The following is a 22,226-nucleotide window of genomic DNA, read 5'->3' on the forward strand; positions in this document are numbered from 1 at the left end:
CTGAACAGGTACACGAGATCATTTACGACTTGCTATGCGGGAGCCATCCACACAGGACATTCGTCCACCACGCAGCATTTTCGCGTGTGGAAGAATATAGATACATGCAGTCACCATCCTTCCTGCTTGCAGACAGGTTGTACGGCGATACTCTCCCGGTTGAAGGCCGTTTTGTCGCGAGGGTATTTTGATGTCGGATCTAATTGCAGTCGAGGGATCGGTCGAAGAAGCAGCCACACCCCCGGCGCCAATCCTGAACACTGAGTTCTCGCGCAAGATTACCTTCGCCTCGCATCAGAATGACGTGCCCGTCCTGCTTGAGTTGAATGTCGAGAACCCGTCTGAGGTACCACTCGAGAACTTGTGCCTATCTGTCTCCGCCGACCCGGCGATCTTTGGCGCTCGTGATTGGACCATCGACCGTCTGGATGCAGGGGCTAAGTTGCGGATCACGGATCGGCGTCTGCCATTGGCCGGGGGACTGCTGGACAAGCTCACGGACCGGCTTCGCGCCGATGTCCGGATTGTCCTTCGGCAGGGCGAGGAGATCCTTGCCGAAACGACCGATTCTGTAGAGGCGCTGGCCCGCAACGAATGGGGCGGGGCGCGGTATATGCCGGAGCTCCTCGCGGCTTTCGCAACGCCGAACGATGGTTTCGTGCAGAAGGTCCTGAAGGATGCCTCAAAGATTCTGATCGAGGGCGGGCGCGATGGTTCTATCAACGGCTACCAGTCGAAATCGACGCAGCGGTCATGGGAGTTGATGTCGGCCATCTGGGCGGCCGTCAGTTCGCAGGGGCTGACATATGCCGTGCCGCCCGCCAGCTTCGAGACGACCGGGCAGAAGGTCCGTCTGCCTTCCGATATCCGCCACACAGGCCTTTCTACCTGCCTCGATACGGCGCTGCTCTTTGCTGCGGCCTTCGAGCAGGCGGGGCTGCACCCCGTCGTTGTGTTCATCAAAGGGCATGCCTTTGCCGGAGCCTGGCTGCAACCGGCGTGGTTTCCGACAATGACGGTCGATGATCCGCTGGTGGTTCGAAAGGCCAAGGACCTGCGCGAGCTTGTCTTGTTCGAGACGACGCTGGCCACGGCCGGGCATCCCCTGCCGTTCACAAAGGCGATCAACGAGGCCAACCGGCAGATCGCCGAGGAGCACGACGCGGATTTCGTCTATGCGCTGGACATCCACCAAGCGCGCAAGCGGGGCATTCAGCCCCTGTCCTCGCTGACCGAGGTGGGGACAGGGGATGCGACCGCGCCGACCGCGGCACCGCCTCTGGACATTCCACCTGAGGACCTGCCTGCCTTCGAGCAAACCGACGACCTCGACCTGTCTGAGAAAACACCAGAGGAACGGCTGGCCACCTGGAAGCGCAGTCTGCTGGACCTGTCGCGCCGCAACCGCCTGCTGAGTGTCAAACCCTCGTCCACGGCACTGCCAATCTTCTGCCCGGACCCGGGGCGGCTGGAAGACCTGCTGGCCGGTGGTGCCCGCCTGCGACTGACGCCACCGCCGGAGAAGGGCCCCAAGGGCAGCGACAGTGACCGCGCCCAATTCACCCTGCGCACCGGAGACGACTGGGCGCGCAACCATGCGCTGGATGCGCTGGAGCGCAAGGAAATCATCGCCAACACCGATCCCAAGACATTGGAGAAGGCCGGGATCGACCTCTATCGCAAGGCGCGGGCGGACATCGAGGAAGGCGGCAGCAACACGCTGTTCTTAGCCCTTGGCATGCTGCGCTGGACGCCCACGGGCACCAGCAGCGACAGCCGCGCGCCGATGATCCTGGTTCCGGTGCGATTGGAACGGGCCAGTGCCCGGTCGAAGCCGGTGCTGGTGCGGCACGACGATGACACGGTATTCAACCTGACCCTTTTGCAGATGCTGAAGCAGGATTTCGGCATCGACATGCCGGATTTGGCGGGCGAACTGCCGCGTGATGACAGCGGGGTCGACGTGGCCCGGATATGGGACTTGGTGCGGCATCGGGTGCGCAACGTGCCCGGGTTCGAAGTGACCGAGGACGTGATCCTCGGGACCTTCTCCTTTGCCAAGTACCTGATGTGGAAGGACCTCGCCGACCGTACCGAGCGCCTGAAGGAGGCGCCTCTGGTGCGCCACTTGATCGACACGCCGCGCGCGCCCTTTGCCACGCCGTCCTCCTTCATCGAGCCGCGCGAGATCGACCGCCGGATCGCGCCGTCAGATGTTTTTGCGCCTCTGAATGCCGACAGCAGCCAGCTGGTTGCCGTACATGCCTCGGGGCAGGATGGAGATTTCGTGCTGGAGGGGCCGCCGGGCACGGGCAAGTCCGAGACCATCGGCAACATCATCGCGCACAATCTGGCGCTGGGGAACAGGGTGCTGTTCGTTTCCGAGAAGATGGCCGCGCTGGATGTGGTCTATCGGCGGCTGAAGGAGGTGGGCCTTGGGGACTTCTGCCTTGAGCTGCATTCGAACAAGGCGAACAAGAAGGCGGTGCTGGATCAACTCGACAGCGCCTGGTCCAGTCATGACACGCTTGATCAGGCGGAATGGGTCCGTGAGGCGGAGCGGCTCGCAGAGTTGCGCGATCGGTTGAACGGGTTGGTAGACGCTCTGCATTCGCCGGGACCGGCGGGGATCAGTGCGCGCGATGCCATGGGGCGGACCCTGCGTTACAGCAACTTGCACCGCGTCGCGCTCGATTGGCCAGCACGGCAGGGGCCTGTGGGCTTCGCGCCTACGCCGGAGGCTTTCGACGGCCTTTGCACTACGGCCCGCAGGCTTGGCCAGAGGTTCAGCGAAACGGAACCTGAGGATTTCGAAAGCTTTGCCGGGGTTGGAACCGAGGAATGGAACTTCGCTTGGCAGGGGCAGGTGGTAGAGGCCGCGCGGCGGTTGGGGCAGGCCGCGCAGGCGCTGCTTGATGCCCGAGATGCGCTGGCACAGCGATTGGACCTGACCGGGGCGGCGTCGCGAGAAGAATCCGCGGCGCTGGCAGACCTTTCCTTGTGCTTCCCGCAGTGCTTTGCGACCGACCTCGGATTTGCTCTGACGCCGGAGGGGCGGGGCGCGGTCGAAGGTCTCGCGGCGTTGCTTCCGCTGCTCGAACGCTGGCAGGAGGTGCGCAGCGAACTGCCGCAAAACTATCGCGACGAGGCCATCGCCACAGCCCCGATCGCCGTCTGGATTGCGGAGCGGACCGAAGCGCAGGGGCGCAGCTTCCTGACCCGGGGTGGAGCCCTGAAAAAACTACGCGCGGCCATCACAAGCCAGATTGGAAAGGGTGGCGAGAGCCCGGAGAACGATCTGGAAAAGCTGGCCGAACTGGCATCTCTGTACAGTCAGATGGCTGAAATTGCGGGCAATTTTCCCGAAGGCACGCCATGGAAGGGCTTGGGCACCTCGGTGCAGACGCTGCGGGCTGCGATCATGGGCGGCGAGGCTTTGCGCGCTTCCTTGTTGCGCCTTGGCGATGCCGGGCATGATATCGTGACCCTGCGCGCGGCACTGCGGTTGCGCCTGTGCGAGGGGCGCGATCTGCTGGAGCAGGGAGGCGCGACGGTCCGTGCCGGTGCCGATCTGCGGGCTGCGCTGGACAGTTTCACTTCCGCCGAAGCGGACTGGCATGGTCTGACCCTGCCCGCCGGGCAGGCGCCGGAACCGCAGCCGCTGGATCAGGTTATTGAATCTACGGCGGCAATCGCCGACCGGGCGCGTCGGCTCAATGCCTGGTGCGGCTGGGTCTCGGCCCGCCGCGGTGCCGAGGAGAAGGGCCTTGGGGCGCTCGCCCGCGCGTTGGAAGGCGGAACGCTGAAACACGAAGAGACGGTAGAGGTCTTCCGCACCGCCTATTGCCGTTGGGCCGCGCCCGAGTTGATCGACGCCAGCCCTCTCTTGCGCCGGTTTTCGGCAACAACCCACGCTGCCGACATCTCGGATTTTCGCAGGCTTGATGCGGCCTTTGCCGAGTTGACGGCCGCCTATGTGCGGGCGTGCCTCTCGGGTGAGATACCGGATCGCCAGACCACGGCTGATGCCGGGCTTGGCGTGCTGGCGCGGCAATTGCAGCGCGGTGCGCGGGCGGCACCGGTGCGCCAGTTGATCAAGGAGATGGGCACCTCGCTTACACGTTTGACGCCCTGCCTTATGATGAGCCCCCTGTCGGTGGCGCAGTTCCTGCCTGCCGAATCTGAGCTCTTCGACCTTGTGGTTTTCGACGAAGCCAGCCAGATCACTGTGCCCGATGCGATCGGCGCCATCGCGCGCGGGCGGCGCAGTATCATCGTCGGCGACCCGAAACAGATGCCGCCAACCAATTTCTTTTCCCGTGATGCCGGGGATGATGACGGCGACGGCATGATCATGGCCGATCTCGAAAGCATCCTCGACGAGGCATTGGCCGCCCGCGTGCCGCTGCACCGCCTGACCGGTCACTACCGCAGCCGGCACGAGAGCCTGATCGCCTTCTCGAACCATGCTTACTACGACGGGCAGCTTGTCACTTATCCCTCTGCTGACACGCGGGACACCGCGGTGCGTCTGGAACGGGTCGACGGCGTCTATGCCCGGGGAAAGGGCCGCAACAACCCGCAGGAAGCGCAGGCGGTCGTGGGCGAACTGGTTGCGCATCTGAAGGACCCGGCGCGGCGGCATCTGTCCATCGGTGTTGTTACGCTGAATACCGAACAACAGCGCTTGGTGGAAAACCTGCTGGACGAGGCGCGGCGCTCCGATCCGTCGCTTGAGAAGTTCTTTGGTCCCAACGTCTCAGAGCCAGTCTTCGTCAAGAACCTGGAGACGGTGCAGGGGGACCAGCGTGACGTCATCCTGATTTCCATCTGCTATGGCCCGACGGAGCCAGGCGCGCAGACCATCTCGATGAACTTTGGCCCCCTGAACCAGAAGGGGGGCGAGTGGCGGCTGAACGTGGCGATCACCCGCGCCACAAGCGAGGTGGTCATCTTCTGTAGCTTCGATCCCGCGATGATCGACCTAACACGCACGCAATCCGAGGCGGTGCGGGATCTCAAGCACTACCTCGAATTTGCAGCCCAGGGCCCAGCGGCGCTGGGGCGGGCGGTTCGGTCGCACGGTCACAGCGACTACGATTCCGATTTCGAGATGGCCGTGGCTGAACGCCTGCGGGCCAAGGGCTGGACCATCCGGACGCAGATCGGCGTGTCAAAATTCCGCATCGACCTCGGCGTGGTGCATCCCGACAAGCCCGGCGAATTCCTGGCCGGGATCGAATGTGACGGGGCGGCCTATCACTCCTCTGCCTCGGCCCGTGACAGGGATCGCGTGCGACACATCATCCTCGAACGACTTGGGTGGCGGCTGTTGCGGGTCTGGTCGACGGATTGGTTCATCGACCCGGATACGCGGCTTGAGCAGCTGCATCACGATCTCGAAGCCCTGTTGGAAACGGTCCGCGAAGCGGATCGGCTTGCCGAAGAGGCTGCAGCATTGGCTGTCGAGGAAGCCGCCGAACCCGAACACGCTGGTGAGTACGCGGAGCCATTGGAGAACGAAGACGAAGCCGCAACCAATGATGCCGCGTTTTCGGCGTTGCCCGTGCCGGATTCTGCGCCTGCCGCGCTCGAGCATCCCTCCGTCGAACCGGATCGCCCATTGGCGGCGCGCATGGCGGTAGCGGACACCCCGATCGCGCCGGAGCTGGATCTGGGGGATATGGCACAGCCTGATCTTGACTTCGACCCTGACTCGTTTCACGCGCCGGGCTATGCCGACACCTTGAAGCGACTGGCCGCGCGGTATGTCCACGAAGAAGCTCCGATCACTTTCAAACGGTTGAGCGATCTGATCGCAAGGGACCACGGATTCCAGAAGACCGGTAAAAAGATTTCTTCGACCATCTGGCATGCCGTCGAGAGGGCTGCCCCGCGAAGCCGTTCTGCCGATGAGCATTGGATCTTCTGGCCTGAAACGATGGAGCCGACCGACGTCCTGCCATTCCGCGGCCTCGAAGTTGCCGGGCGTTTGCGGCAGTGGAAAGAGGTTCCTCTGCCTGAGAAACTGGGCCTCATCCGCGAAACGCTGGACCGAGAGCCCGTCGATTTGGCGGAAGCTGTTGCGCATGTGCTTGGCTATGGGCGCGTCACACAATCCTTCCGGTCGGACATTGCCCAGCTTACTACGCAACTGGGGCATGGGGAGGATAACCCTGCTATGGACGACCCCGAGCCGGAATGAAGGAAACCCCATGAAACGAGAAAATTTTATCGCGGCGGTTGTCGGACTGTTCATGACGGTTCCGGCCTGGGCGCAGGATGCGGATTTCACGGCCGATATTGCCGAGATCACCCAACGTATTGCCGACACCGAAAAGGTGGTGGCCAGTTACGACGGCGGGGTTGTGCAGGCTCTGGCACAATACCGTCTCGAAGTTCTGAAAATGAACCAAGCCTTGCTCGAAAATCGCCAGTTGGGCGCTGAGGCGGGCCTTTCGCCGGACCTTGTGGTGCCCTCGATTGTCCCCGATCCGGCCCGTGCCGCGGAAATCTTGGCAGATATCCAAAAGCAGACTGATGTCGTCGCCGTGGCAGAAGCCAAGGCGCGCTCCAGTGACGGTTTGGTTCAGGCCATGGCTCTGACCCGCGCCGAAACCGAGAAGCTGGCGCTCGCCCAGCTGAAACTGGCCTGGTACCAGGCGCAATATGGCATCGCCACGCCGCAGCTTGCCGCCTCGCAGCCGCCGGCAGTCACTGATGACAAAACCGAGAAAGATCCGATCCAGGCCGAAACCACTGCCCCGGCCTGGGCGGATCCAGACTTTCCGGATATCGACTACACTTCGGGGCTGTTCAGCGGGCTTGCCGAGGAAGGCTTCGTCATGGCTGGATGGTACGGCATCCTTGAAACGCGGGCGGAGATCGACGACTCGCCCAAGGTACTGGCCATCAACTTCTCCGACTACAATCCTGAGGCGTTCCAGGACAAGCGCCGTCTGCTGCTGCAATGTAACGAAGGCACGCCGTCCGTCGTCTACGATGTCGACAGCTTCATGGCCTACAACTATCGAAGCGACACGGTCCGCGTCACTTACCGGATCGACGAGGCGGACGCGGTCAACGCCTCATGGAGCAAGCTCACCTCGAACCAGGGCACAGGCTTCTTCGGGAGTGCGGGCAGCGCGCTGATGGTGGACCTGATGAAGAGCCGCAAACTGTTCCTGCGGACGTATGACAACAACGGCAAGACCTTCGATGCGTCCTTCGACATGAGAGGCACGGCCAAGGCCGTCGAGGCCGTGGCCGCCGCCTGCGGCTTCTCGACTTTGAACCTGTCGAAGGACGACCTGAAAGCCATTCAGGCTCTGCTGAACAACGCCGGGTTCGATTCCGGTACACCAGATGGCGCCTGGGGCAGTGGCAGCAAACGGGCCATGCGGGCTTTCCAGGAAACAAAGGGGCTCCGGGTCACCGGCGCCCCCGATGAGGCATCTCTGCGTGCATTGGGGATTTCGTTCTGATGTGGGCTATTCCCGTAAGGTCAGTTCCGGCCCAATCCTGCCATTCACCGAGCAGTTAAGATCCTGCGGTCGCAGCCCGCTTTGCTGTCATTCGCTGCAAGCGCGAACTCCGGACTTCGTCGAACGCGCACATCGCTGGGTACGTGGGCACTAGTGATACAAATCCCAATGCCCGGTCCCAGAACACAGTAACCATTGCGGTATTTTGTGCGGAACCCTTGATTGTTGAGGCGCATGGCCCTGTGTCCTGAAACAATATGCTTCGGCTCCCTAGGCGCGCCCGGGGATACGGGCAATCACCTTGATTTCGAAATCAAACCCAGCGAGCCAGTTCACACCTACAGCTGTCCAGTTCGGGTAAGGCTTTTTAGGGAAAGCGCGATCCTTCGCCTTCATGATGTCACCAAACTGGGCCTCGGGATCTGTATGAAAACTTGTGACATCGATTATGTCGCTGAATGAGCAGTCTGCGGCGTGCAATACATCGGTCAAGTTGTCGAATGCGCGCTGAACTTGTGTCGCGAAATCGGGTTCCGGTGTTCCATCTTCACGGCTTCCCACTTGTCCGGAAACGAACAACAAGTCGCCTGATCGGGTGGCTGCAGAATAGCGGTTGGTTTCATACAGAGCTTGACGGTTTGACGGGAATACGGGGTCTGGTTTGGCCATTGGCTTTCCTTTGGTCTGTGAAATATGCGACGCGCAGGGCGACATTCGCAATGGCATCCTGGGCTAAGTGTGTAAAGCGCGGCGGCGTTCGGTCTTGGCCAGCAATACGAGGGCAGCCATCAGCAGCAGGCTTGCATTGAAAGGGTGCAGCGCCAGCAAGGTCGCGCTGCCCGTGGCCAGCGCAATCTGTACTCCGTAGAGCGCCAAACTGCCGAAGGCCCACCATGCGAACCCGCGCAGATAGCTAGTGGCGAACGCCATAGCAGCCATGATGATGATGATCGGCACAGCGGCCAAACCGCCGGCCATGCCGTGTATGGACCACGGCAAGCCTGCGAAGAGCGACTGTCCGTCGAGAACGAACTGACCCGCGAGAGCGACTGGAAACAATCGGGCCGACCACACAAACAGGGCGGGCGTGCCTCGGTCGAGAGCGACGAAGGTATCGTGTGTGTCTGCGGTCATGGCTCAAACCTCTGCCGCAGTGGCAACACGTGGGGTCGCGATGAACGCTTGAAGCGCACGGATGTAGCTCCGGGCTGCGGTTGCCAATGCGGCGTCATCGAGCTTGTCCGCTGAAAACGTCAGATGTGGCTTATGCCACGGCAAGCCGCACCGATGCGCCATCGCTTTCAACGGGGTAAAGATTTCGTCGACCGAATAGTGATTTTGCCCCGACCGCGTGTAGGCGTCGGCCAAGTTGCCAAGCGTCGCGACCACCATCAACGGCGTTCCTGCAAGGCGCTCGCCCTCGTCTTGCGGGAAGACGTAGTACATCCGCGTCAGCACGGCGTCTTGCCAAGCCTTCAAAATCGACGGCGTCGCATACCATTGCACAGGAAACTGTAGCACAATGCGGTCGGCCCCAAGCAGCAGTTGGGCATCGGCCTGGGCATCCGTGAACATGTCGATCCGCCCATCGGGGTAGCGTGCCTGCACATCGATAGCGGTCACGCCTTCAATGCCTTGCGCCGCGCGAAACAAAGCCGCATTGGCGACGGATTTTTCAATATCGCGGTGGAACATAAGTAGCAGTGTCTTGCTCATTCGCGCAGTCCTTTCGAGTTCTTTGGGCAAGACGTAGATCCGCCAGATAAATAACTCCAACTGATATAAGATATAGTCTATTATTGATTTCATGAATTTAAGATCGATCGACTTGAACCTGCTTGTGGTGCTGGATGCGCTGTTAGACGAGGCCCATGTGAGCCGCGCGGCGCATCGGTTGAACCTCTCTCAACCCGCCGTATCGAATGCGCTGCAAAGGTGTCGCGATCTGTTTGATGATCCGTTGCTCGAGCGCGGACGTGGCACAATGCGGCGTACCGTGCGGGCGGAAGCGCTGCGGGGGCCTCTTAAATCCATTCTAAGCGAGCTGAATGACCTTATTGATCCTCCGGAAACGCCTTTGCATAGCTTGCATCAAACCGTGCGGCTCACGATGGCAGACGATCCGACGTTTCTGATCGCAGGGCCGCTTTTGACCGCATTACAATCCACTGCTCCAGGGGTGACCCCTATTTTCCGACCTTGGAACGGCAGTACGGCAGCGGCACGTGATTTGCTGAGTGGCGAAACAGACATTGCCGTCTCGGTCTTTGCAGATCAGATTGAGGGCATCGAACAGATCACACTGTTTGATGAGACATATGTTGTTGCGATGCGGCGCGATCATCCTGCCGCACAGGCGTTTGATCTTGATGCGTGGCTGGCATACCCGCACGTCCTGATGTCCGGGACAGGCGACGCGCAATCCCCTTTAGATGCTCAGCTTACGGCCATAGGGCGGTCGCGCCGTGTCGGTGCGGTTGTGCCCTCCTTCCAACTTGTCCCGTCGCTGTTGGCGCACACAGATCATATCGCGATGTTACCCAAACACGGGTTCGATCAAAACGCGCAACCGCTTTTGACCAGCTTTGATCCGCCGATTGAGGTCAGTGGCTTCCCCTTGCATCTGGCCAGCCACACGCGCCAATCGAACAATCGCGGAGTCCAGCATGTGATTGCCGCGGTCAGAGAGATTTTTCTCGTTTGAAACCGAGATTGGCGTGCGAGAAACAAGTGTAGTTTTCTGCCCCCACTACGAATCCAAGCAATGGCACATTTTTTACCACATGCTTGTAGCTACGAGCCGTTTCTATCCGATAGCAGACATCGGCGCATTCAATAGCTTCCGACATGTTGCGCTCAAAGCCGACCTCGGATGTGGTGCAGCGTCCTGTGATAGCCCACGCTATACGACACGGCTGTCGGATCCTCCGGTGGTGAGGTAATACAAGGGTGCAATTGCCTGCCGATAAGGCGATAGAAATGAAAATGGTGTCAAAGGGGGCCGTGCTCCGCGCGCAACATACTGACCTCGATCGGCTTGTGGTTCTTTGCCAATCGGAGTTGCGGGCGGTTCAGGTCTGGCTGTTTGGCAGCAGGGCGCGCGGCGATCACCACGCCAACAGCGACTTCGACATTCTTGCAATCTTGCCTGACGATGCACCCGATGCAGCAGAAGACCCGATCACGGTTTTTCTCCTGCGACGACGTTCTGGCCTGAACGCGGATCTTCTTGTCACGCGGCTGACGGATTTCGAGGGCGCGCGCGATACCATGAACACCATCAGTTTTATTGTTCATCGGGAGGGGGTTCGGCTGGACGTCTGAAGTGGCGCAGCTGTGATCTTCCAGCCGAGAGTGGGATCACAGTTGATCGGTCAACCGTTTATCGTTGGGTTCGAGAAATTTGGACCTGAACTGACAAAGCGAAACGAAAAACATCTATGCCGGGCAAATGTTGATTGGCATGTAGTTGAACCCTACATCCGCGTCTTCAGGGTTTGATGCCTCCGCTCAATCTTGCCCTAGGTTCGGGGGCGATACGACGCACCGCGAGATTGCTCATTCCCTTGTCCTACAACCATTCTGCCAAATCGCCCGAGACGTAGCTGGACCCATTTTCACTGAGCAGGCGTGTTCATGAACAACATGGACCCGGTCGCCGCCTGATGCCCGCAGCACTAACTCGAGAGTGTCAGTTACGCCCTCCACTCGCATGGTGGTGAAGAACTTCCTGGAGACAATGCAACGGCTGTCGTCGTCGAGAAGCCGACCTGCGGCTGTGCGGCATGCATCGCGAGTGCCCGCCCCTCAGATCGACATCCACGGCCAAGGGCCGTCATAGAATACCGGCTCGAATGCCGCATCGCAGCTATCCGGAATCAGCTATTCGTATTGCGTTAGCTGTAAAAAGGTTGGCGGCCTCGGTCTGCCGTTCTCAGTGGCGGCTTCTTCCGCGCGCGAAAGCCGTTGAAGGTGCTGTAAAGACGTCTACATTCGCCGACATGAAGAAACGGGATCACATGCACGCTTTCTTTCGGCGCGCCACGGCGCTTGCATCCTTTGTCGCACTGCTCTGGGCGGTCCAGGTCGTCAACTGGATCATCGGCTACGGCTTCAATCCGGTCTTCGGCCTGATCCCCCGGCACGTCAGCGGGTTGGACGGCGTCATCGCAATGCCCCTTTTGCACGGAAGCTTCGCGCATCTAATGGCCAATACGCTGCCGCTATTGGTGATGGGTGGGTTGCTGGTGGCCACTACCACGCGGGCCTTGCTGGCCGTCAACGCCGTGGTGATGGGCCTAGGCGGAGGTCTCGTCTGGCTGTTCGGAAGCTCCGCCATCCATATCGGCGCGTCAGGGCTGGTCTTTGGCTGGTTCGGCTTCCTCGTGGCGCGCGGTTTGGTCGACCGCTCGCTGGTCACGCTGGGCGCGGCACTACTGGTCGGCGTCCTGTATGGCTCCTTTCTCTGGGGTGTTCTGCCGGGGCAACCTGGCGTCTCTTGGGAGGCTCACCTGTTCGGCGCTATCGCGGGCGCAGCTGCTGCATTCCTTGTACGAACACATGTCCATGCTCCTCGCTTCGGCGGCGTCAATCGAGAATGAAGCAGCAGACTCGGCCCAGACCGGACCTTGCTGCACTTTGCGGCGAAAGGCGGCTCCGAGCCCGAATTCCCAAACTTCTGTGACGCGACAAAAATCGGCTTCTGGGCGAGCGAACAAAAAATGAATTTTCTGAGGAAGGTTCTAGCGATGCCCATGTCGAAGTTTTGCCTACCTTAACCTGTCTTGGGGTATTGGTGGTCTGAGAAAGGGAGCCGGAGTCACCAACCTTGTAAGTCGGACGCTGAGAGCCTAAGTGATTGTTACGAAAGTTGCGGTTCTCTGCGGCATAGGCGCATCAGCCTGCAAGAGCGAACCGCAACCCTCCATCATAAAAATTCAGCTGTCACGCCCTGTAGCAGGGATCTGATGTTTGGGAAGGTTGCCGATGTCATCGCGCACGACCTCGTCAGTTGTGGCATTTCTTCCTCCGTTTGTGGTCGCAGGATACATGGACGAACTGCCCGCGGGCAACTGCGGAGTGTTGGCCGACGATGACGTCATGCTGAGCCACAGCTCTGCGGTAAATCGACAGACAGCGACGTTTCTATTGATCAATTGGCCCGCTGGAAAGTCAAAGCTGCGCGCAGTGGACCACCGAGACCTAGAGTTGGCAGTGGCGCAGGATCACGCCAACGCAACTACAAACGTAGTCAAAAATAGTGCGGCGGCGCTTTCTCCGTCAGAGGATTGAAAATGACATTTCCCGAATGGACGAAACCCGGTGTTTACGGTGCCTTGGTTGGCGCAGTAGCTGTCTCTATTCTTGGCTTCACATGGGGCGGCTGGACGACTGCAGGTAGCGCGGAGGAAATGGCTGATAGCTATGCCGCAGAGCAAGTCACTCTGGCGATGGTGCCGGTTTGTTTGGACCTTTCAGAAGCTGATGCAGAACGCACCGCAAAACTAGTGACACTACGGGAAGCTTCAAGCTTTCAGCGACGTAATGCGATGATGGAAACAGGATGGGCCACGTTGCCGGGCACTGAAGCCCCGAACCGTGATTTGGCCAACGCATGTCTTGCGAAGCTTGCGTTAGATGGATCGTAAACCACAACTCACAAAGCCTCGCGGTCCACATCCAATCGCTGCCAGCGTCCCTACGCAAACACCATCGGTCATGGCCTTATTTGTCAGTTCAATTTTCGCGGTCATGCTTTTTGTACTACCTGCCTTTGCCCAAACCGACACACATCCAATTCCTGAGAACGCCAGTGCCAAAAGATACAGTGATGGATGGGAATGCAACGTTGGCTACCGGCTGAACGAAAATGCCTGCGTCGCTGTGGTCGTGCCGCAAAACGCATTTGCCACGAACCGGTCCTACGGTCCCGGATGGGAATGTCTGCATGGGTTTCGGAAAACCGATGACGCTGAATGTGTTGCGGTCGACGTGCCCGAGGGTGGATTTTTGGATCCGTCGGGCGAGCGGTGGCGTTGTTTGCGGGGCTACATCAAGGTCGATGATGCATGTCAGGAGATTGTGCTGCCAGCGAATGCGTACTTGGCAGATACCTCAGATGGCTCCAACTGGACGTGCGAACGCGGGTTTGAACTGGCTGGCGACCAGTGTACTGCCATTGTGGTTCCGGCCAACGCCTTTCTGAACGGATCAGGATACGGTCAGCCCTGGACATGTGAGCGCGGATTCTTTGAGAAGGCTGGTCTGTGCGAAGCCGTCGTGATCCCCGAAAATGCATATTTTGACGACGCGACCTACGGCTCTGGGTGGAAGTGTGATCGTGGATATGCTGCCTCTGGCGAGACATGTGAGCTGACTGTTGTTCCTGAAAACGCGCATTTGGACAGATCGGGCAACCGCTGGGAATGCGACAGGAATTTTCAAAAATCCAAGGGGCAGTGCGTGCTGAACAACTAGGCGCGAGCCACGGCACCTACCCGCTTCAATATGCGCAGGTGAGGACGATTTTGTCCTCCGTGCCAACGTATCAAGGGAAATCAAATGAAAACCAAATCTGACGCGGTCGATACCATCCGCCGCCCCATAAGGGGGGCGCAAGCGCCACCAATAACACAGATCAAACCCGCAAGCCTGACGTCAGGCAGGCAGGTCACAGGCTCACCGACGGCAGTCGTCTACTGTGAGGGGAATTTCACGCAAATCGATGGCAAGACTGCGAACGGCCTTGTCCGCCATTCACAAGCGTATCGCATCCTTTCTGTCATCGACAGCACCTATAGCGGACAAGACAGCGGATCCGTTCTCGACGACACAATCAACCACATTCCGATCGTTGCTCATTTGGAGGCTGCCGTTGCCCTTGAAGCCGTCATTCCCGATACGCTCATCTATGGGATGGCTCCGTCAACGGGACGTCTTTCGACCGCAGACCGAGGCGTAGTTCTGCAAGCGATCAAGCTTGGCATGAACATCGTAAGCGGGTTGCATGAATATCTGAGCGATGACAGCGAAATAGCCAATGCTGCTTTGGTGCGAAATGTCACGATCCGCGACATCCGCAAGCCGAAGCCCAGCAAGGATATGCGCCTGTTCGATGGCAGTGTCGCTGGTGTCAAAGCGCTGCGGATTGCCGTTCTTGGTACTGATTGCGCGATCGGCAAGCGAACAACGGCAACCGTTTTGGCCCGGGCTCTGAATGCGAAGGGCATCAAGACAGTGCTTGTCGGCACAGGCCAGACCGGCCTGATGCAGGGCGCAAAATACGGTATCGCTATGGATGCCGTACCGCCTCAATTCTGCTGTGGCGAGCTTGAAGGCGCGATTGTTGCGGCTTCTGAAGCGGAACAACCCGATGTTATTTTGATCGAAGGCCAGGGTGCATTGAGCCATCCCGCGTTTTGTACATCTGCCTTTATCTTGCGGGGGAGCCAGCCGGATGCCGTCATCCTTCAGCACGCGCCGAACCGTGCCCATCGCTGTGACTTTCCCAATATGCCAATGCCATCTGTGACAAGTGAAATTGAACTAATCGAAGCCTTTGCCGATACAAAGGTCATAGGTATCACGCTCAATCACGAGGGGATGTCTGAGGCCGAAATCACCGACACCATCGCGGCGCAGTCACTGCAACTTGGGCTGCCAGTAACAGATGCATTGGCCCGACCGACTGCACATTTGCTTGCGATGGTCGTCGCCACATACCCCGGCTTGACACGAAGGCCGTCTATGGCCGCGATATGAGCTGCCCGCGCATCGAGGTGGATCTCAGCAAGATACGTCGCAACACGCAGACCCTTGTTGAGCGCTTAGGCCCGCGTAGGATCGGCGTCACTGGCGTGACCAAAGCTGTCTGTGGGCATCCTGCGATCGCTCAAGCCATGCTCGATGGCGGGGCTGTGGGGCTTGCCGATGCGCGGATCAGCAATGTGCAAAGGTTGCGTGCGGCAGGCATGACAGGCCCCATCACTCTGATCCGTTCGCCGATGTTAAGCCAGGCCGATCAAGTCGTTCAGTCCTGCGAAGAGAGCTATAACACAGAGATCTTGGTCATTTCGGCGTTGGCTGCCGCCGCGATCCGCAATGGTTCCGTCCACGGTGTTGTCCTAATGGTCGAAATGGGTGACCTTCGCGACGGGATATCACCCGAGAACCTGCCGGATATTGCGATGCAAGTCATGCAATTGGCTGGGGTTGCGTTGAAAGGGATAGGCGCGAACTTTGCCTGTCTGAGCGGGCTTAGCCCGACTGCTTTGCAAATGGCCGCTTTTTGCGACCTCGCGAATGAGATCGAGAGTATATGCGGCCCAATCCTCAAGATCGTGTCTGGTGGCAACTCAGCCACCTTACCCTGGGCGCTTGGTGAACGCGCGACGGGTCGTGTCAACGACCTCCGTCTGGGTGAGGCGATCCTTCTGGGTGTTGAGCCAGTGTCTGGGGACCAGATCGGGGGGATGCACACGGACGCCTTCACTCTTGTTGCCGAAGTTATCGAAACGGATGCAAAACCCCCGCCTTCCCCTATCGCCCTGATCGACCCAACCACAGAACGACTTCGCATTGTGACAACCAGTGCTGCCTCTGCGCGCATGATCCTCGCGATGGGACATCAGGACACCGACATTCCGGGGCTTTCAATGCCTGTTGGAAGCACATTGATCGGTGCAACCAGCGATCATCTTGTCATTGGTTCGCCCCGAACCCTACCAAAGGTGGGTTCCGAGGTGAGATTCCAGATGAATTACAGTGCGTTGATGCATGCCATGGCCGCGCCAGACATCAAAGTAGAACTCATGGGCAATTCGTCCACACGACCAACACGGCACACCCAAGGCAAGGTCGGTCACTTCGCGCGAGTTTGAAAGACCTTGCTTGGTCCAGACGACGCTAAACCACAAAGGAATTTGAAAAATGACGAAACTCACAAAAAACACTCTGTTCAAAGTGTATGACTCCAAACCCGAAACCCCGATGGATAAGACGACGCGTGTTGTCAGGCAAATGGTCGACGAAGAAACGGAACAACGTAACGCCAGGAATTCCCGACTGCGCAACGCCCGCCTTGAAAGAGAAGCGAACAAGCCACCTGTAACCAAAGCTTCAGAAGCGTCCAAAGCGCGCCGCACGAAGGCCGCTTCAACGCAGTAGTTGAACTTCGGCCGTTTTGTGTGCGTTAGTGCTCCGCTGGGAAACAGGCACTTCAATCCTGCTGGAATCGGCCAGGGCTGTTCCCAGAACTTCCAATCGACGCAGCCGATCACAAGGATCCATCCATGACAGACGCAAACCGTTCCCCAGAAAAGATCCACTATATCTGCCAGACTTATGTTGTAACCAAGGCTGGACGCACTGGGCAGACAGGCCTGAAGATTGCCAAGCAATTTGAATATTCCACAGCGTCGGAAGCAACAAGCAGAGCCGAACGAGAGGCACTATCCGAGGATTGCACAGGCGCCGACGCCTACATGGTCACCGAAGATCCAACCAGTGGCGAAGTCGGCGACCCGAGCTTTCTTGTTAGGCTAGGTAATGTCCCCGAGTTGGCCGACTTTTAGGATCCTCAAAATAGCCGCGCCCTGCCCGGAGTTCGTATCCCTCAAACGTGACAATACGCTGGTTAGCAGCAGTTCTGGAGGCGAGGCGCCTCCTCGATCCAAGCTGTGCAAACCAAAAGCAGCCATTGGATCACCCGCCGCCAACGGCAGCTTTGTCCCGCGTCTCGTTGGTTCCAGCATCGCTCAGCTAAAGTACAGTCTGGATTTGACTTGTAAAATCTAGATTGAACGGCCGCTTTGGTGACACGTCTGCATAGCGGCGGCAAGCGTGCCGCACGCGCGAGAAAATGCTGTGTCAGCGAAGTGGGAAAAACGAATGACTGGAAAGGCGCTTTGTCCGCTCAGCAAACCTCTGCACAGATCGCAGCGAAGGGCAGCTCTCCGCCGTCAATGTCCGAATCGTCCTGAACTTCTAAAGCACGGAAAGCAGTAGTGTTGCCAACACTTGGCAACACCTGGTGCCTGTGGGTCCGGACCCAAGGGTCTGCCTTTGGGCTGGGGCGCGGTTTGCACCCTTGGTCCAGCCAAGGGGAAACTCCTGGTCACTGCGGACCGTTTCCACCCAAGGAAAGGCCAGTATCGACGTTTTGTAGTCACAGCGAACAAGCCAAGGGATCAGTCCTGTGCCATGATCCGCGCCCGACATCCGCATCTCTCGAAAGATCGCGCATGTTAACACAGCGGCCCCGAGATGGATAAAAAGCCCTTGGTCCGAGGAAGTCCGACGCAATCCCTGTTCAGGTGGGGGATGCCTTGGGGGATTGGATTTTCAGACAATAGATTTTAGTGAGTTAAAACAGTCTGTTGATCGCGACTTATGGCGGAGAGGAAGGGATTCGAACCCTCGAGACGGTCTCCCGCCTACACACTTTCCAGGCGTGCGCCTTCGACCACTCGGCCACCTCTCCGTCGACCCGTTTAACAAGGACCGGGTGGGGGCTGCAAGGGGCATTCTGTGCGAAAACGTGGGCCAGGATAGCGAGAAAACTAAGCCATTTGTGCCAACGCACCTTGGCAATCAGACGAACACGTCAAGATTTGACTGGCGGGGCGACGGTTCGAATGGGCAGGATCAGAACAGTTCGGCGGCAATCGGCTGCCGTTTTTCGATTGAACCAAAGCCTGCGGCCAACTTGATATGTTAGTGCGATTGTGCGCCAACCAGGCGCTTCACTGACAAACGGTCAACATTGACTAGGCCTGAACGGTTCGGAGGGACCGAAATCCGCAGCATTTCCGCGGGCGAAGTTGTCCCCGCAAGACTCTGCCAATACCATTCCGGTCTACATTGATCCAACGGACGTGTGACCCAAAATGCTGATGAGGCAGCCAGCCCGGGTGTCATCAATCAAGCGAGTATTTCAGATGCAAGGACCTTTCAGCGCTGAACAACAGGGAGCGGAGCCGCCCCCGGGACGGTTCCTGAATGATCATGCCGCAGGACCTGTTGTTTTGTGGCTTTTTAGAAAGGCGTGCCTGTGCCATTGATCCCTCCATGGCGCAGGCATCCGAACCCTATCTGATCGCAGTTGATGGCGGCGGCTCTGGTTGCCGCGCGGTTGTCGCGACACACGCAGGGCAAGTGTTGGGCGAGGGGTCTGCCGGACCGGCCAATGCGACAACCGATCTGGTTCAGGCGATTGCCAATTCGCGGCGCGCTATCGGCGCGGCACTGCATGCGGCGGCGCTTTCCAAAGATGCACTGCAGACGTCTGTTGGGCATCTTGGGCTTGCTGGCGCTTTGACGAATGAGGTGGCTCTGCGGATCGCGGCGGATTGCGGAGTGCGCCGGGTGACAGTCAGTGACGATCTTGAGACGGCGGTTGTCGGCGCATTTGGCACAAGGGACGGCGTGCTGGTCTCGGTCGGGACCGGATCGGTATTGGCGGCGCGGCAAGGCGGCGCACTGGTCCGGCTAGGTGGGTGGGGGTTGCAGGTTTCAGATCAAGCGTCGGGCGCATGGCTGGGGCGGGCGCTGCTGGAACGGGTCTTGTTGTGTCATGATGGGCTGGAGCAGCACTCCGCTTTGACGCTCGAGGTGCTGGAGAACACCGGAGGAACGGCTATGTCCATCGTAGGTTTTGCGTCCACTGCGCGACCCGCGGATTTCGCGAGGTTTGCGCCGCTTGTCGCGGCGGCACCGCAGGATCCCCACGGTCGTGCGTTGATGCAGGACGGTGCAGAGTATCTGCGTCGCGCGCTGATGGTGCTGGACCCGGACGGGACCGCGCCGGTCTGTCTGACAGGCGGCCTGGGGCCGGTCTATGCCGACTGGTTGCCCCCGAAGATACAGGCGCGCCTTGAGGCCCCCGCCGGCACGGCGCTGGACGGTGCCTTGCAGATGGCCCGCGACGCGGCAGAGCGCGGCGAATGATGCGGCTTATCTACAGCGGCGCGCAGGTTTTTGACGGGGTGACATTGCACAAGGACGCGGTTCTAGTCATCGAGGATGGTGCGACGGCGGCCATCTTGCCGACGTCTGACGCCCCGTCCGGTAAGGTTGTGGCCCTGGACGGGGGCGTATTGACGCCCGGTTTTGTGGATTTGCAGGCCAATGGCGGTGGCGGCGTGATGTTCAACGACGAAACCAGCGTCGATGGGTTACGCGTGATCGCCGCCGCCCATGCCGCAACCGGGACGCGGGCTTTTCTGCCTACGTTAATCACCGATACACCCAATCGCACCCGCGCTGCGATCGACGCGGTTGTGGCGGCCATCGCCGACGGCGTGCCCGGCATCGCGGGTCTGCACCTAGAGGGGCCGCACCTTGCCGTTGCGCAAAAGGGGGCCCACGACGCGGACCTGATCCGCCCGATGACGGATAGGGACGTGGCCGTTCTGGAAGACGCGGCGCACAGGTTGCCCCTACTCAAGGTGACCGTCGCGCCAGAAAGCACCCGTCCCGCGCAGATCGCGCGGTTGGCGCGGGCCGGGGTGCTGATTTCGCTGGGACACAGCGATTGCAGTTACGACACCGCCTTGGTCGCCTTTGCCGCTGGTGCGCGCTGTGTCACGCATCTGTTCAACGCCATGAGCCCATTGCGGCATCGCGCGCCGGGTCTTGTCGGAGCGGCCCTGGATTCCTGTGGGATCTCTGCGGGCATCATTGCCGACGGCGTCCATGTTCATCCTGCTGCGATACGCGCTGCGGTTGCGGCCAAACGTGGATCGGATCGTCTTTTCCTGGTGACCGATGCCATGGCCTCGCTCGCCTCGGAGTTGCAGGAGTTTCGGTTGGGCGGGCGTCGTATCCTGCGCGGTGAGGGGCGGCTGACGTTGGAGGATGGCACTTTGGCAGGGGCGGATCTGACAATGCCGCAGGCGATCCAAGTGCTGACGCAAGAGGTGGGCGTACCGCTTGCTCAGGCGTTGAGTATGGCGACGACGATCCCCGCGCGCCTGCTGTCGGGTTTCTCTGCCACGGCATCCGGTTTTCGCGCGCCATTTATCTATTTGGCGGAAAATGGCGACGTATCGTCGCCAGAGGAAACAGCCGGGATGGTTGATCCATCATCCTAATCGCATGACGTAAGGTGATGTTTTTTTACGCTTTTCATTGAACGCCTGGAATTTATGCTAAGATTAGCGTTATTTCCGATTTTTCAATAAGGTAAGAAGACGTGAGTTTCCGACCTTTCAGGTGCCAATGTAATCACAATCTTCGCTATGGCACAAAAACGTGCAGCTATTGTTTTCGCCCGACTCCGGTCTGGAACCGCTGGTGGCTACCTTTTGTCCTTCTCGTTTTGGTCGGCGGGATTGTCTTGGTCAACTGGTCATGATCCGCGCACCGCAATCGATCTGGTTGTGGTTGAATGGGGTGCTGAACTAGCGTAGCGGCGGACACATCGGGCAGGAGATATGACATGCGTCTGACCAGACGAGAATTTGCGCTGGGCGTAGCGGGTTTTGGGCTGGCCGGATGCCTGCCCGGCGGGGGGGCGATCCCGCAGGTGGCGCGCCCCGATCCAGAGCTAGAGCCGGGGCTGCGTCCGCAACCCAATCCAGCGTATGATCAGTGGGTTGCCGCGTTCAAGACGCGTGCAATGTCTCAGGGCATCACCCAAGGGACGCTGGACCGTGCCTTTCGCGGGCAGGGCTTTTTGCCCGGCGTGATAGAACGTGACCGTAACCAAACGGAATTCAACCGCACGCTTGAGGACTACATCGCCATCGTCGCGCCAGAGGAAAAGGTTGCATTCGGCCGGACGGCTTATGCCCGGCAACGCAGCGCGCTTGCCCGGGTCGAGGCACAATACGGCGTTCCGGCGGAAATCATGGCCTCTTTCTGGGGAGTCGAGAGTTACTTCGGCACCAAGCGCGGCAAGATTCCGGTGATCTCTGCAACCTCGACCCTTGCGTGGGAGGGGCGGCGCGGGCGCTTTTTCGAATCGAACCTGGTGGACGCGCTGCGAATCGTACAGACGGGGGACGCGCGCCCCGACCAACTGGTCGGAAGCTGGGCTGGGGCGATGGGCCACACGCAACTGATCCCCAACGCCTATCAGGAAAATGCGGTAGATTTTGACGGCGACGGCAAGCGGGATATCTGGTCGGAAAACCCGATTGATGCCTTCGCCACAACGGCGCGTTTTGTGTCGCGCGCCGGGTGGAAACGGGGGGCGCCGTGGGGGCTGGAGGTGCGCCTGCCACAGGGCTATTCTGGACCGACGGGGCGCAAGAACCGCGCCGCCGTTTCGCGTTTTCGTGACCTTGGGGTGCGCACCGCGCAGGGCGGGTCGTTGCCAGATCATGGGTCTGCAGCGGTGCTGGCACCGATGGGCGTGGGCAAACCGGCCTTTCTGGTGTTCCACAACTTCAACATGATCATGCGATACAACCCATCCGAGAACTACGCCTTGGCGGTGGGTTATCTGGCCGACCGGTTGGCCGGTGCCGGGCCGTTGGTCGGTGATTTCGGTCGTGACAAGTACGGGCTGAGCCAGGAAGAGCGAAAGGCGCTGCAACGCGGATTGACGCGGGCCGGATTCGACGCTGGCACGCCGGATGGGGTGTTTGGCAAAAAGACCGAGGCCGCGATCCGCGCCTATCAGGCCGCCAAGGGACTGGCGGTTTCGGGTGAGCCGTCACGCGCGTTGCTGGACGCGCTAGGCTGACCTGCCACTCAGCGTAGATTATTCAGGCCGCTTCGCCGCGGCCTGACTCCCAA

General features: G+C 59.6%; 18 protein-coding genes, 1 tRNA gene and 1 pseudogene. 16 read left to right on the forward strand and 4 right to left on the reverse strand.

Going from position 1 to position 22,226, the window contains the following annotated elements; genetic code table 11:
* Nucleotides 1-190 precede the first annotated feature (190 nt).
* Both ANTHELSMS3_RS08935 and ANTHELSMS3_RS08940 read left to right on the forward strand, forming a co-directional pair.
* Nucleotides 191-6,205 (forward strand): DUF3320 domain-containing protein, encoded by a 6,015-nt coding sequence (locus ANTHELSMS3_RS08935; RefSeq protein ID WP_094034566.1) that lies wholly within the window; start codon nucleotides 191-193, stop codon nucleotides 6,203-6,205.
* Nucleotides 6,206-6,215: 10 nt separating this feature from the next.
* Nucleotides 6,216-7,484 (forward strand): peptidoglycan-binding domain-containing protein, encoded by a 1,269-nt coding sequence (locus ANTHELSMS3_RS08940; protein ID WP_157733464.1) that lies wholly within the window; start codon nucleotides 6,216-6,218, stop codon nucleotides 7,482-7,484.
* Nucleotides 7,485-7,754: 270 nt separating this feature from the next.
* On the opposite strand, the gene ANTHELSMS3_RS08945 is transcribed toward ANTHELSMS3_RS08940, so the two are convergent.
* The 3 genes from ANTHELSMS3_RS08945 to ANTHELSMS3_RS08955 all read right to left on the reverse strand — a co-directional run bounded on the left by ANTHELSMS3_RS08945 (nucleotide 7,755) and on the right by ANTHELSMS3_RS08955 (nucleotide 9,200).
* A complete protein-coding gene (locus tag ANTHELSMS3_RS08945; protein WP_094034568.1) occupies nucleotides 7,755-8,153 on the reverse strand; it encodes a RidA family protein in 399 nt (132 codons plus the stop codon).
* 63 nt (nucleotides 8,154-8,216) lie between these two features.
* Nucleotides 8,217-8,618, reverse strand: a complete 402-nt coding sequence (locus ANTHELSMS3_RS08950; protein ID WP_094034569.1) for a DUF6220 domain-containing protein — start codon at nucleotides 8,616-8,618, stop codon at nucleotides 8,217-8,219.
* Between the two features lie 3 nt (nucleotides 8,619-8,621).
* Complete coding sequence (locus tag ANTHELSMS3_RS08955) at nucleotides 8,622-9,200, reverse strand: NAD(P)H-dependent oxidoreductase (RefSeq protein WP_094034570.1); 579 nt, start codon at nucleotides 9,198-9,200, stop codon at nucleotides 8,622-8,624.
* A gap of 112 nt (nucleotides 9,201-9,312) precedes the next feature.
* Here ANTHELSMS3_RS08955 and ANTHELSMS3_RS08960 point away from each other — a divergent pair, with 112 nt between their 5' ends.
* The 11 genes and pseudogenes from ANTHELSMS3_RS08960 to ANTHELSMS3_RS09005 all read left to right on the forward strand — a co-directional run bounded on the left by ANTHELSMS3_RS08960 (nucleotide 9,313) and on the right by ANTHELSMS3_RS09005 (nucleotide 17,056).
* Nucleotides 9,313-10,188 carry a LysR substrate-binding domain-containing protein gene (locus ANTHELSMS3_RS08960; RefSeq protein ID WP_254694888.1) on the forward strand — a complete coding sequence of 292 codons (876 nt, stop codon included), beginning with the start codon at nucleotides 9,313-9,315 and terminating at the stop codon, nucleotides 10,186-10,188.
* Nucleotides 10,189-10,463: 275 nt separating this feature from the next.
* A complete protein-coding gene (locus ANTHELSMS3_RS08965; protein WP_157733465.1) occupies nucleotides 10,464-10,808 on the forward strand; it encodes a nucleotidyltransferase domain-containing protein in 345 nt (114 codons plus the stop codon).
* A 14-nt stretch (nucleotides 10,809-10,822) separates the two neighbouring features.
* A pseudogene (locus ANTHELSMS3_RS26605) lies at nucleotides 10,823-10,973 on the forward strand (IS6 family transposase); the annotation flags it as partial.
* A 365-nt stretch (nucleotides 10,974-11,338) separates the two neighbouring features.
* The gene (locus ANTHELSMS3_RS08975) at nucleotides 11,339-12,085 is read left to right on the forward strand and encodes a rhomboid family intramembrane serine protease (protein ID WP_254694889.1); all 747 of its coding nucleotides are present in this window, start codon (nucleotides 11,339-11,341) and stop codon (nucleotides 12,083-12,085) included.
* 448 nt (nucleotides 12,086-12,533) lie between these two features.
* On the forward strand, nucleotides 12,534-12,776 hold the full coding sequence (locus ANTHELSMS3_RS08980) for a hypothetical protein (protein WP_094034572.1): 243 nt from the start codon (nucleotides 12,534-12,536) through the stop codon (nucleotides 12,774-12,776).
* Nucleotides 12,777-12,778: 2 nt separating this feature from the next.
* Nucleotides 12,779-13,132 carry a hypothetical protein gene (locus ANTHELSMS3_RS08985; RefSeq protein ID WP_094034573.1) on the forward strand — a complete coding sequence of 118 codons (354 nt, stop codon included), beginning with the start codon at nucleotides 12,779-12,781 and terminating at the stop codon, nucleotides 13,130-13,132.
* 70 nt (nucleotides 13,133-13,202) lie between these two features.
* Entirely contained in the window at nucleotides 13,203-13,961 is a 759-nt protein-coding gene (locus ANTHELSMS3_RS08990; protein ID WP_094034574.1) for a hypothetical protein, read from the forward strand.
* Between the two features lie 84 nt (nucleotides 13,962-14,045).
* Nucleotides 14,046-15,245: a DUF1611 domain-containing protein gene (locus ANTHELSMS3_RS08995; RefSeq protein ID WP_094034575.1), complete on the forward strand. Its 1,200-nt coding sequence runs from the start codon at nucleotides 14,046-14,048 to the stop codon at nucleotides 15,243-15,245.
* Nucleotides 15,242-16,363, forward strand: a complete 1,122-nt coding sequence (locus ANTHELSMS3_RS09000; RefSeq protein WP_094034576.1) for an alanine racemase — start codon at nucleotides 15,242-15,244, stop codon at nucleotides 16,361-16,363. The genes ANTHELSMS3_RS08995 and ANTHELSMS3_RS09000 overlap by 4 nt, the downstream gene beginning before the upstream one ends.
* Nucleotides 16,364-16,412: 49 nt before the next feature.
* Nucleotides 16,413-16,649 (forward strand): hypothetical protein, encoded by a 237-nt coding sequence (locus ANTHELSMS3_RS25485; RefSeq protein ID WP_157733466.1) that lies wholly within the window; start codon nucleotides 16,413-16,415, stop codon nucleotides 16,647-16,649.
* Between the two features lie 125 nt (nucleotides 16,650-16,774).
* Nucleotides 16,775-17,056 (forward strand): hypothetical protein, encoded by a 282-nt coding sequence (locus ANTHELSMS3_RS09005; RefSeq protein ID WP_094034577.1) that lies wholly within the window; start codon nucleotides 16,775-16,777, stop codon nucleotides 17,054-17,056.
* An 818-nt stretch (nucleotides 17,057-17,874) separates the two neighbouring features.
* Here ANTHELSMS3_RS09005 and ANTHELSMS3_RS09010 read toward each other — a convergent pair.
* Nucleotides 17,875-17,964 (reverse strand) — tRNA-Ser (locus ANTHELSMS3_RS09010).
* Nucleotides 17,965-18,551: 587 nt separating this feature from the next.
* On the opposite strand from ANTHELSMS3_RS09010, the gene ANTHELSMS3_RS09015 reads away from it, so the two are divergent.
* From ANTHELSMS3_RS09015 to ANTHELSMS3_RS09025, 3 genes are all read left to right on the forward strand, one after another.
* The gene (locus ANTHELSMS3_RS09015) at nucleotides 18,552-19,430 is read left to right on the forward strand and encodes a BadF/BadG/BcrA/BcrD ATPase family protein (RefSeq protein ID WP_157733467.1); all 879 of its coding nucleotides are present in this window, start codon (nucleotides 18,552-18,554) and stop codon (nucleotides 19,428-19,430) included.
* Complete coding sequence (gene nagA, locus ANTHELSMS3_RS09020; protein WP_368074431.1) at nucleotides 19,427-20,575, forward strand: N-acetylglucosamine-6-phosphate deacetylase; 1,149 nt, start codon at nucleotides 19,427-19,429, stop codon at nucleotides 20,573-20,575. Before ANTHELSMS3_RS09015 ends, nagA begins: the two co-directional genes overlap by 4 nt.
* A 347-nt stretch (nucleotides 20,576-20,922) precedes the next feature.
* Nucleotides 20,923-22,173: a lytic murein transglycosylase gene (locus ANTHELSMS3_RS09025; RefSeq protein WP_094034579.1), complete on the forward strand. Its 1,251-nt coding sequence runs from the start codon at nucleotides 20,923-20,925 to the stop codon at nucleotides 22,171-22,173.
* Nucleotides 22,174-22,226: the final 53 nt, after the last annotated feature.

It is taken from the genome of Antarctobacter heliothermus (assembly GCF_002237555.1).
Classification (GTDB): Bacteria; Pseudomonadota; Alphaproteobacteria; order Rhodobacterales; family Rhodobacteraceae; genus Antarctobacter; species Antarctobacter heliothermus_B.

What these genes read in the sequence shown, in the direction of transcription:
- nagA (WP_368074431.1), top strand. Translation starts at nt 19,427, where the DNA reads ATGATGCGGCTTATCTACAGCGGCGCGCAGGTTTTTGACGGGGTGACA.
- ANTHELSMS3_RS08995 (WP_094034575.1), top strand. Translation starts at nt 14,046, where the DNA reads ATGAAAACCAAATCTGACGCGGTCGATACCATCCGCCGCCCCATAAGG.
- ANTHELSMS3_RS08945 (WP_094034568.1), bottom strand. Translation starts at nt 8,153, where the DNA reads ATGGCCAAACCAGACCCCGTATTCCCGTCAAACCGTCAAGCTCTGTAT.
- ANTHELSMS3_RS08940 (WP_157733464.1), top strand. Translation starts at nt 6,216, where the DNA reads ATGAAACGAGAAAATTTTATCGCGGCGGTTGTCGGACTGTTCATGACG.
- ANTHELSMS3_RS08985 (WP_094034573.1), top strand. Translation starts at nt 12,779, where the DNA reads ATGACATTTCCCGAATGGACGAAACCCGGTGTTTACGGTGCCTTGGTT.
- ANTHELSMS3_RS09015 (WP_157733467.1), top strand. Translation starts at nt 18,552, where the DNA reads ATGGCGCAGGCATCCGAACCCTATCTGATCGCAGTTGATGGCGGCGGC.
- ANTHELSMS3_RS08980 (WP_094034572.1), top strand. Translation starts at nt 12,534, where the DNA reads ATGGACGAACTGCCCGCGGGCAACTGCGGAGTGTTGGCCGACGATGAC.
- ANTHELSMS3_RS08975 (WP_254694889.1), top strand. Translation starts at nt 11,339, where the DNA reads ATGCCGCATCGCAGCTATCCGGAATCAGCTATTCGTATTGCGTTAGCT.
- ANTHELSMS3_RS08955 (WP_094034570.1), bottom strand. Translation starts at nt 9,200, where the DNA reads ATGAGCAAGACACTGCTACTTATGTTCCACCGCGATATTGAAAAATCC.
- ANTHELSMS3_RS09000 (WP_094034576.1), top strand. Translation starts at nt 15,242, where the DNA reads ATGAGCTGCCCGCGCATCGAGGTGGATCTCAGCAAGATACGTCGCAAC.
- ANTHELSMS3_RS08990 (WP_094034574.1), top strand. Translation starts at nt 13,203, where the DNA reads ATGGCCTTATTTGTCAGTTCAATTTTCGCGGTCATGCTTTTTGTACTA.
- ANTHELSMS3_RS09005 (WP_094034577.1), top strand. Translation starts at nt 16,775, where the DNA reads ATGACAGACGCAAACCGTTCCCCAGAAAAGATCCACTATATCTGCCAG.
- ANTHELSMS3_RS25485 (WP_157733466.1), top strand. Translation starts at nt 16,413, where the DNA reads ATGACGAAACTCACAAAAAACACTCTGTTCAAAGTGTATGACTCCAAA.
- ANTHELSMS3_RS08965 (WP_157733465.1), top strand. Translation starts at nt 10,464, where the DNA reads ATGAAAATGGTGTCAAAGGGGGCCGTGCTCCGCGCGCAACATACTGAC.
- ANTHELSMS3_RS08935 (WP_094034566.1), top strand. Translation starts at nt 191, where the DNA reads ATGTCGGATCTAATTGCAGTCGAGGGATCGGTCGAAGAAGCAGCCACA.
- ANTHELSMS3_RS08950 (WP_094034569.1), bottom strand. Translation starts at nt 8,618, where the DNA reads ATGACCGCAGACACACACGATACCTTCGTCGCTCTCGACCGAGGCACG.
- ANTHELSMS3_RS09025 (WP_094034579.1), top strand. Translation starts at nt 20,923, where the DNA reads ATGCGTCTGACCAGACGAGAATTTGCGCTGGGCGTAGCGGGTTTTGGG.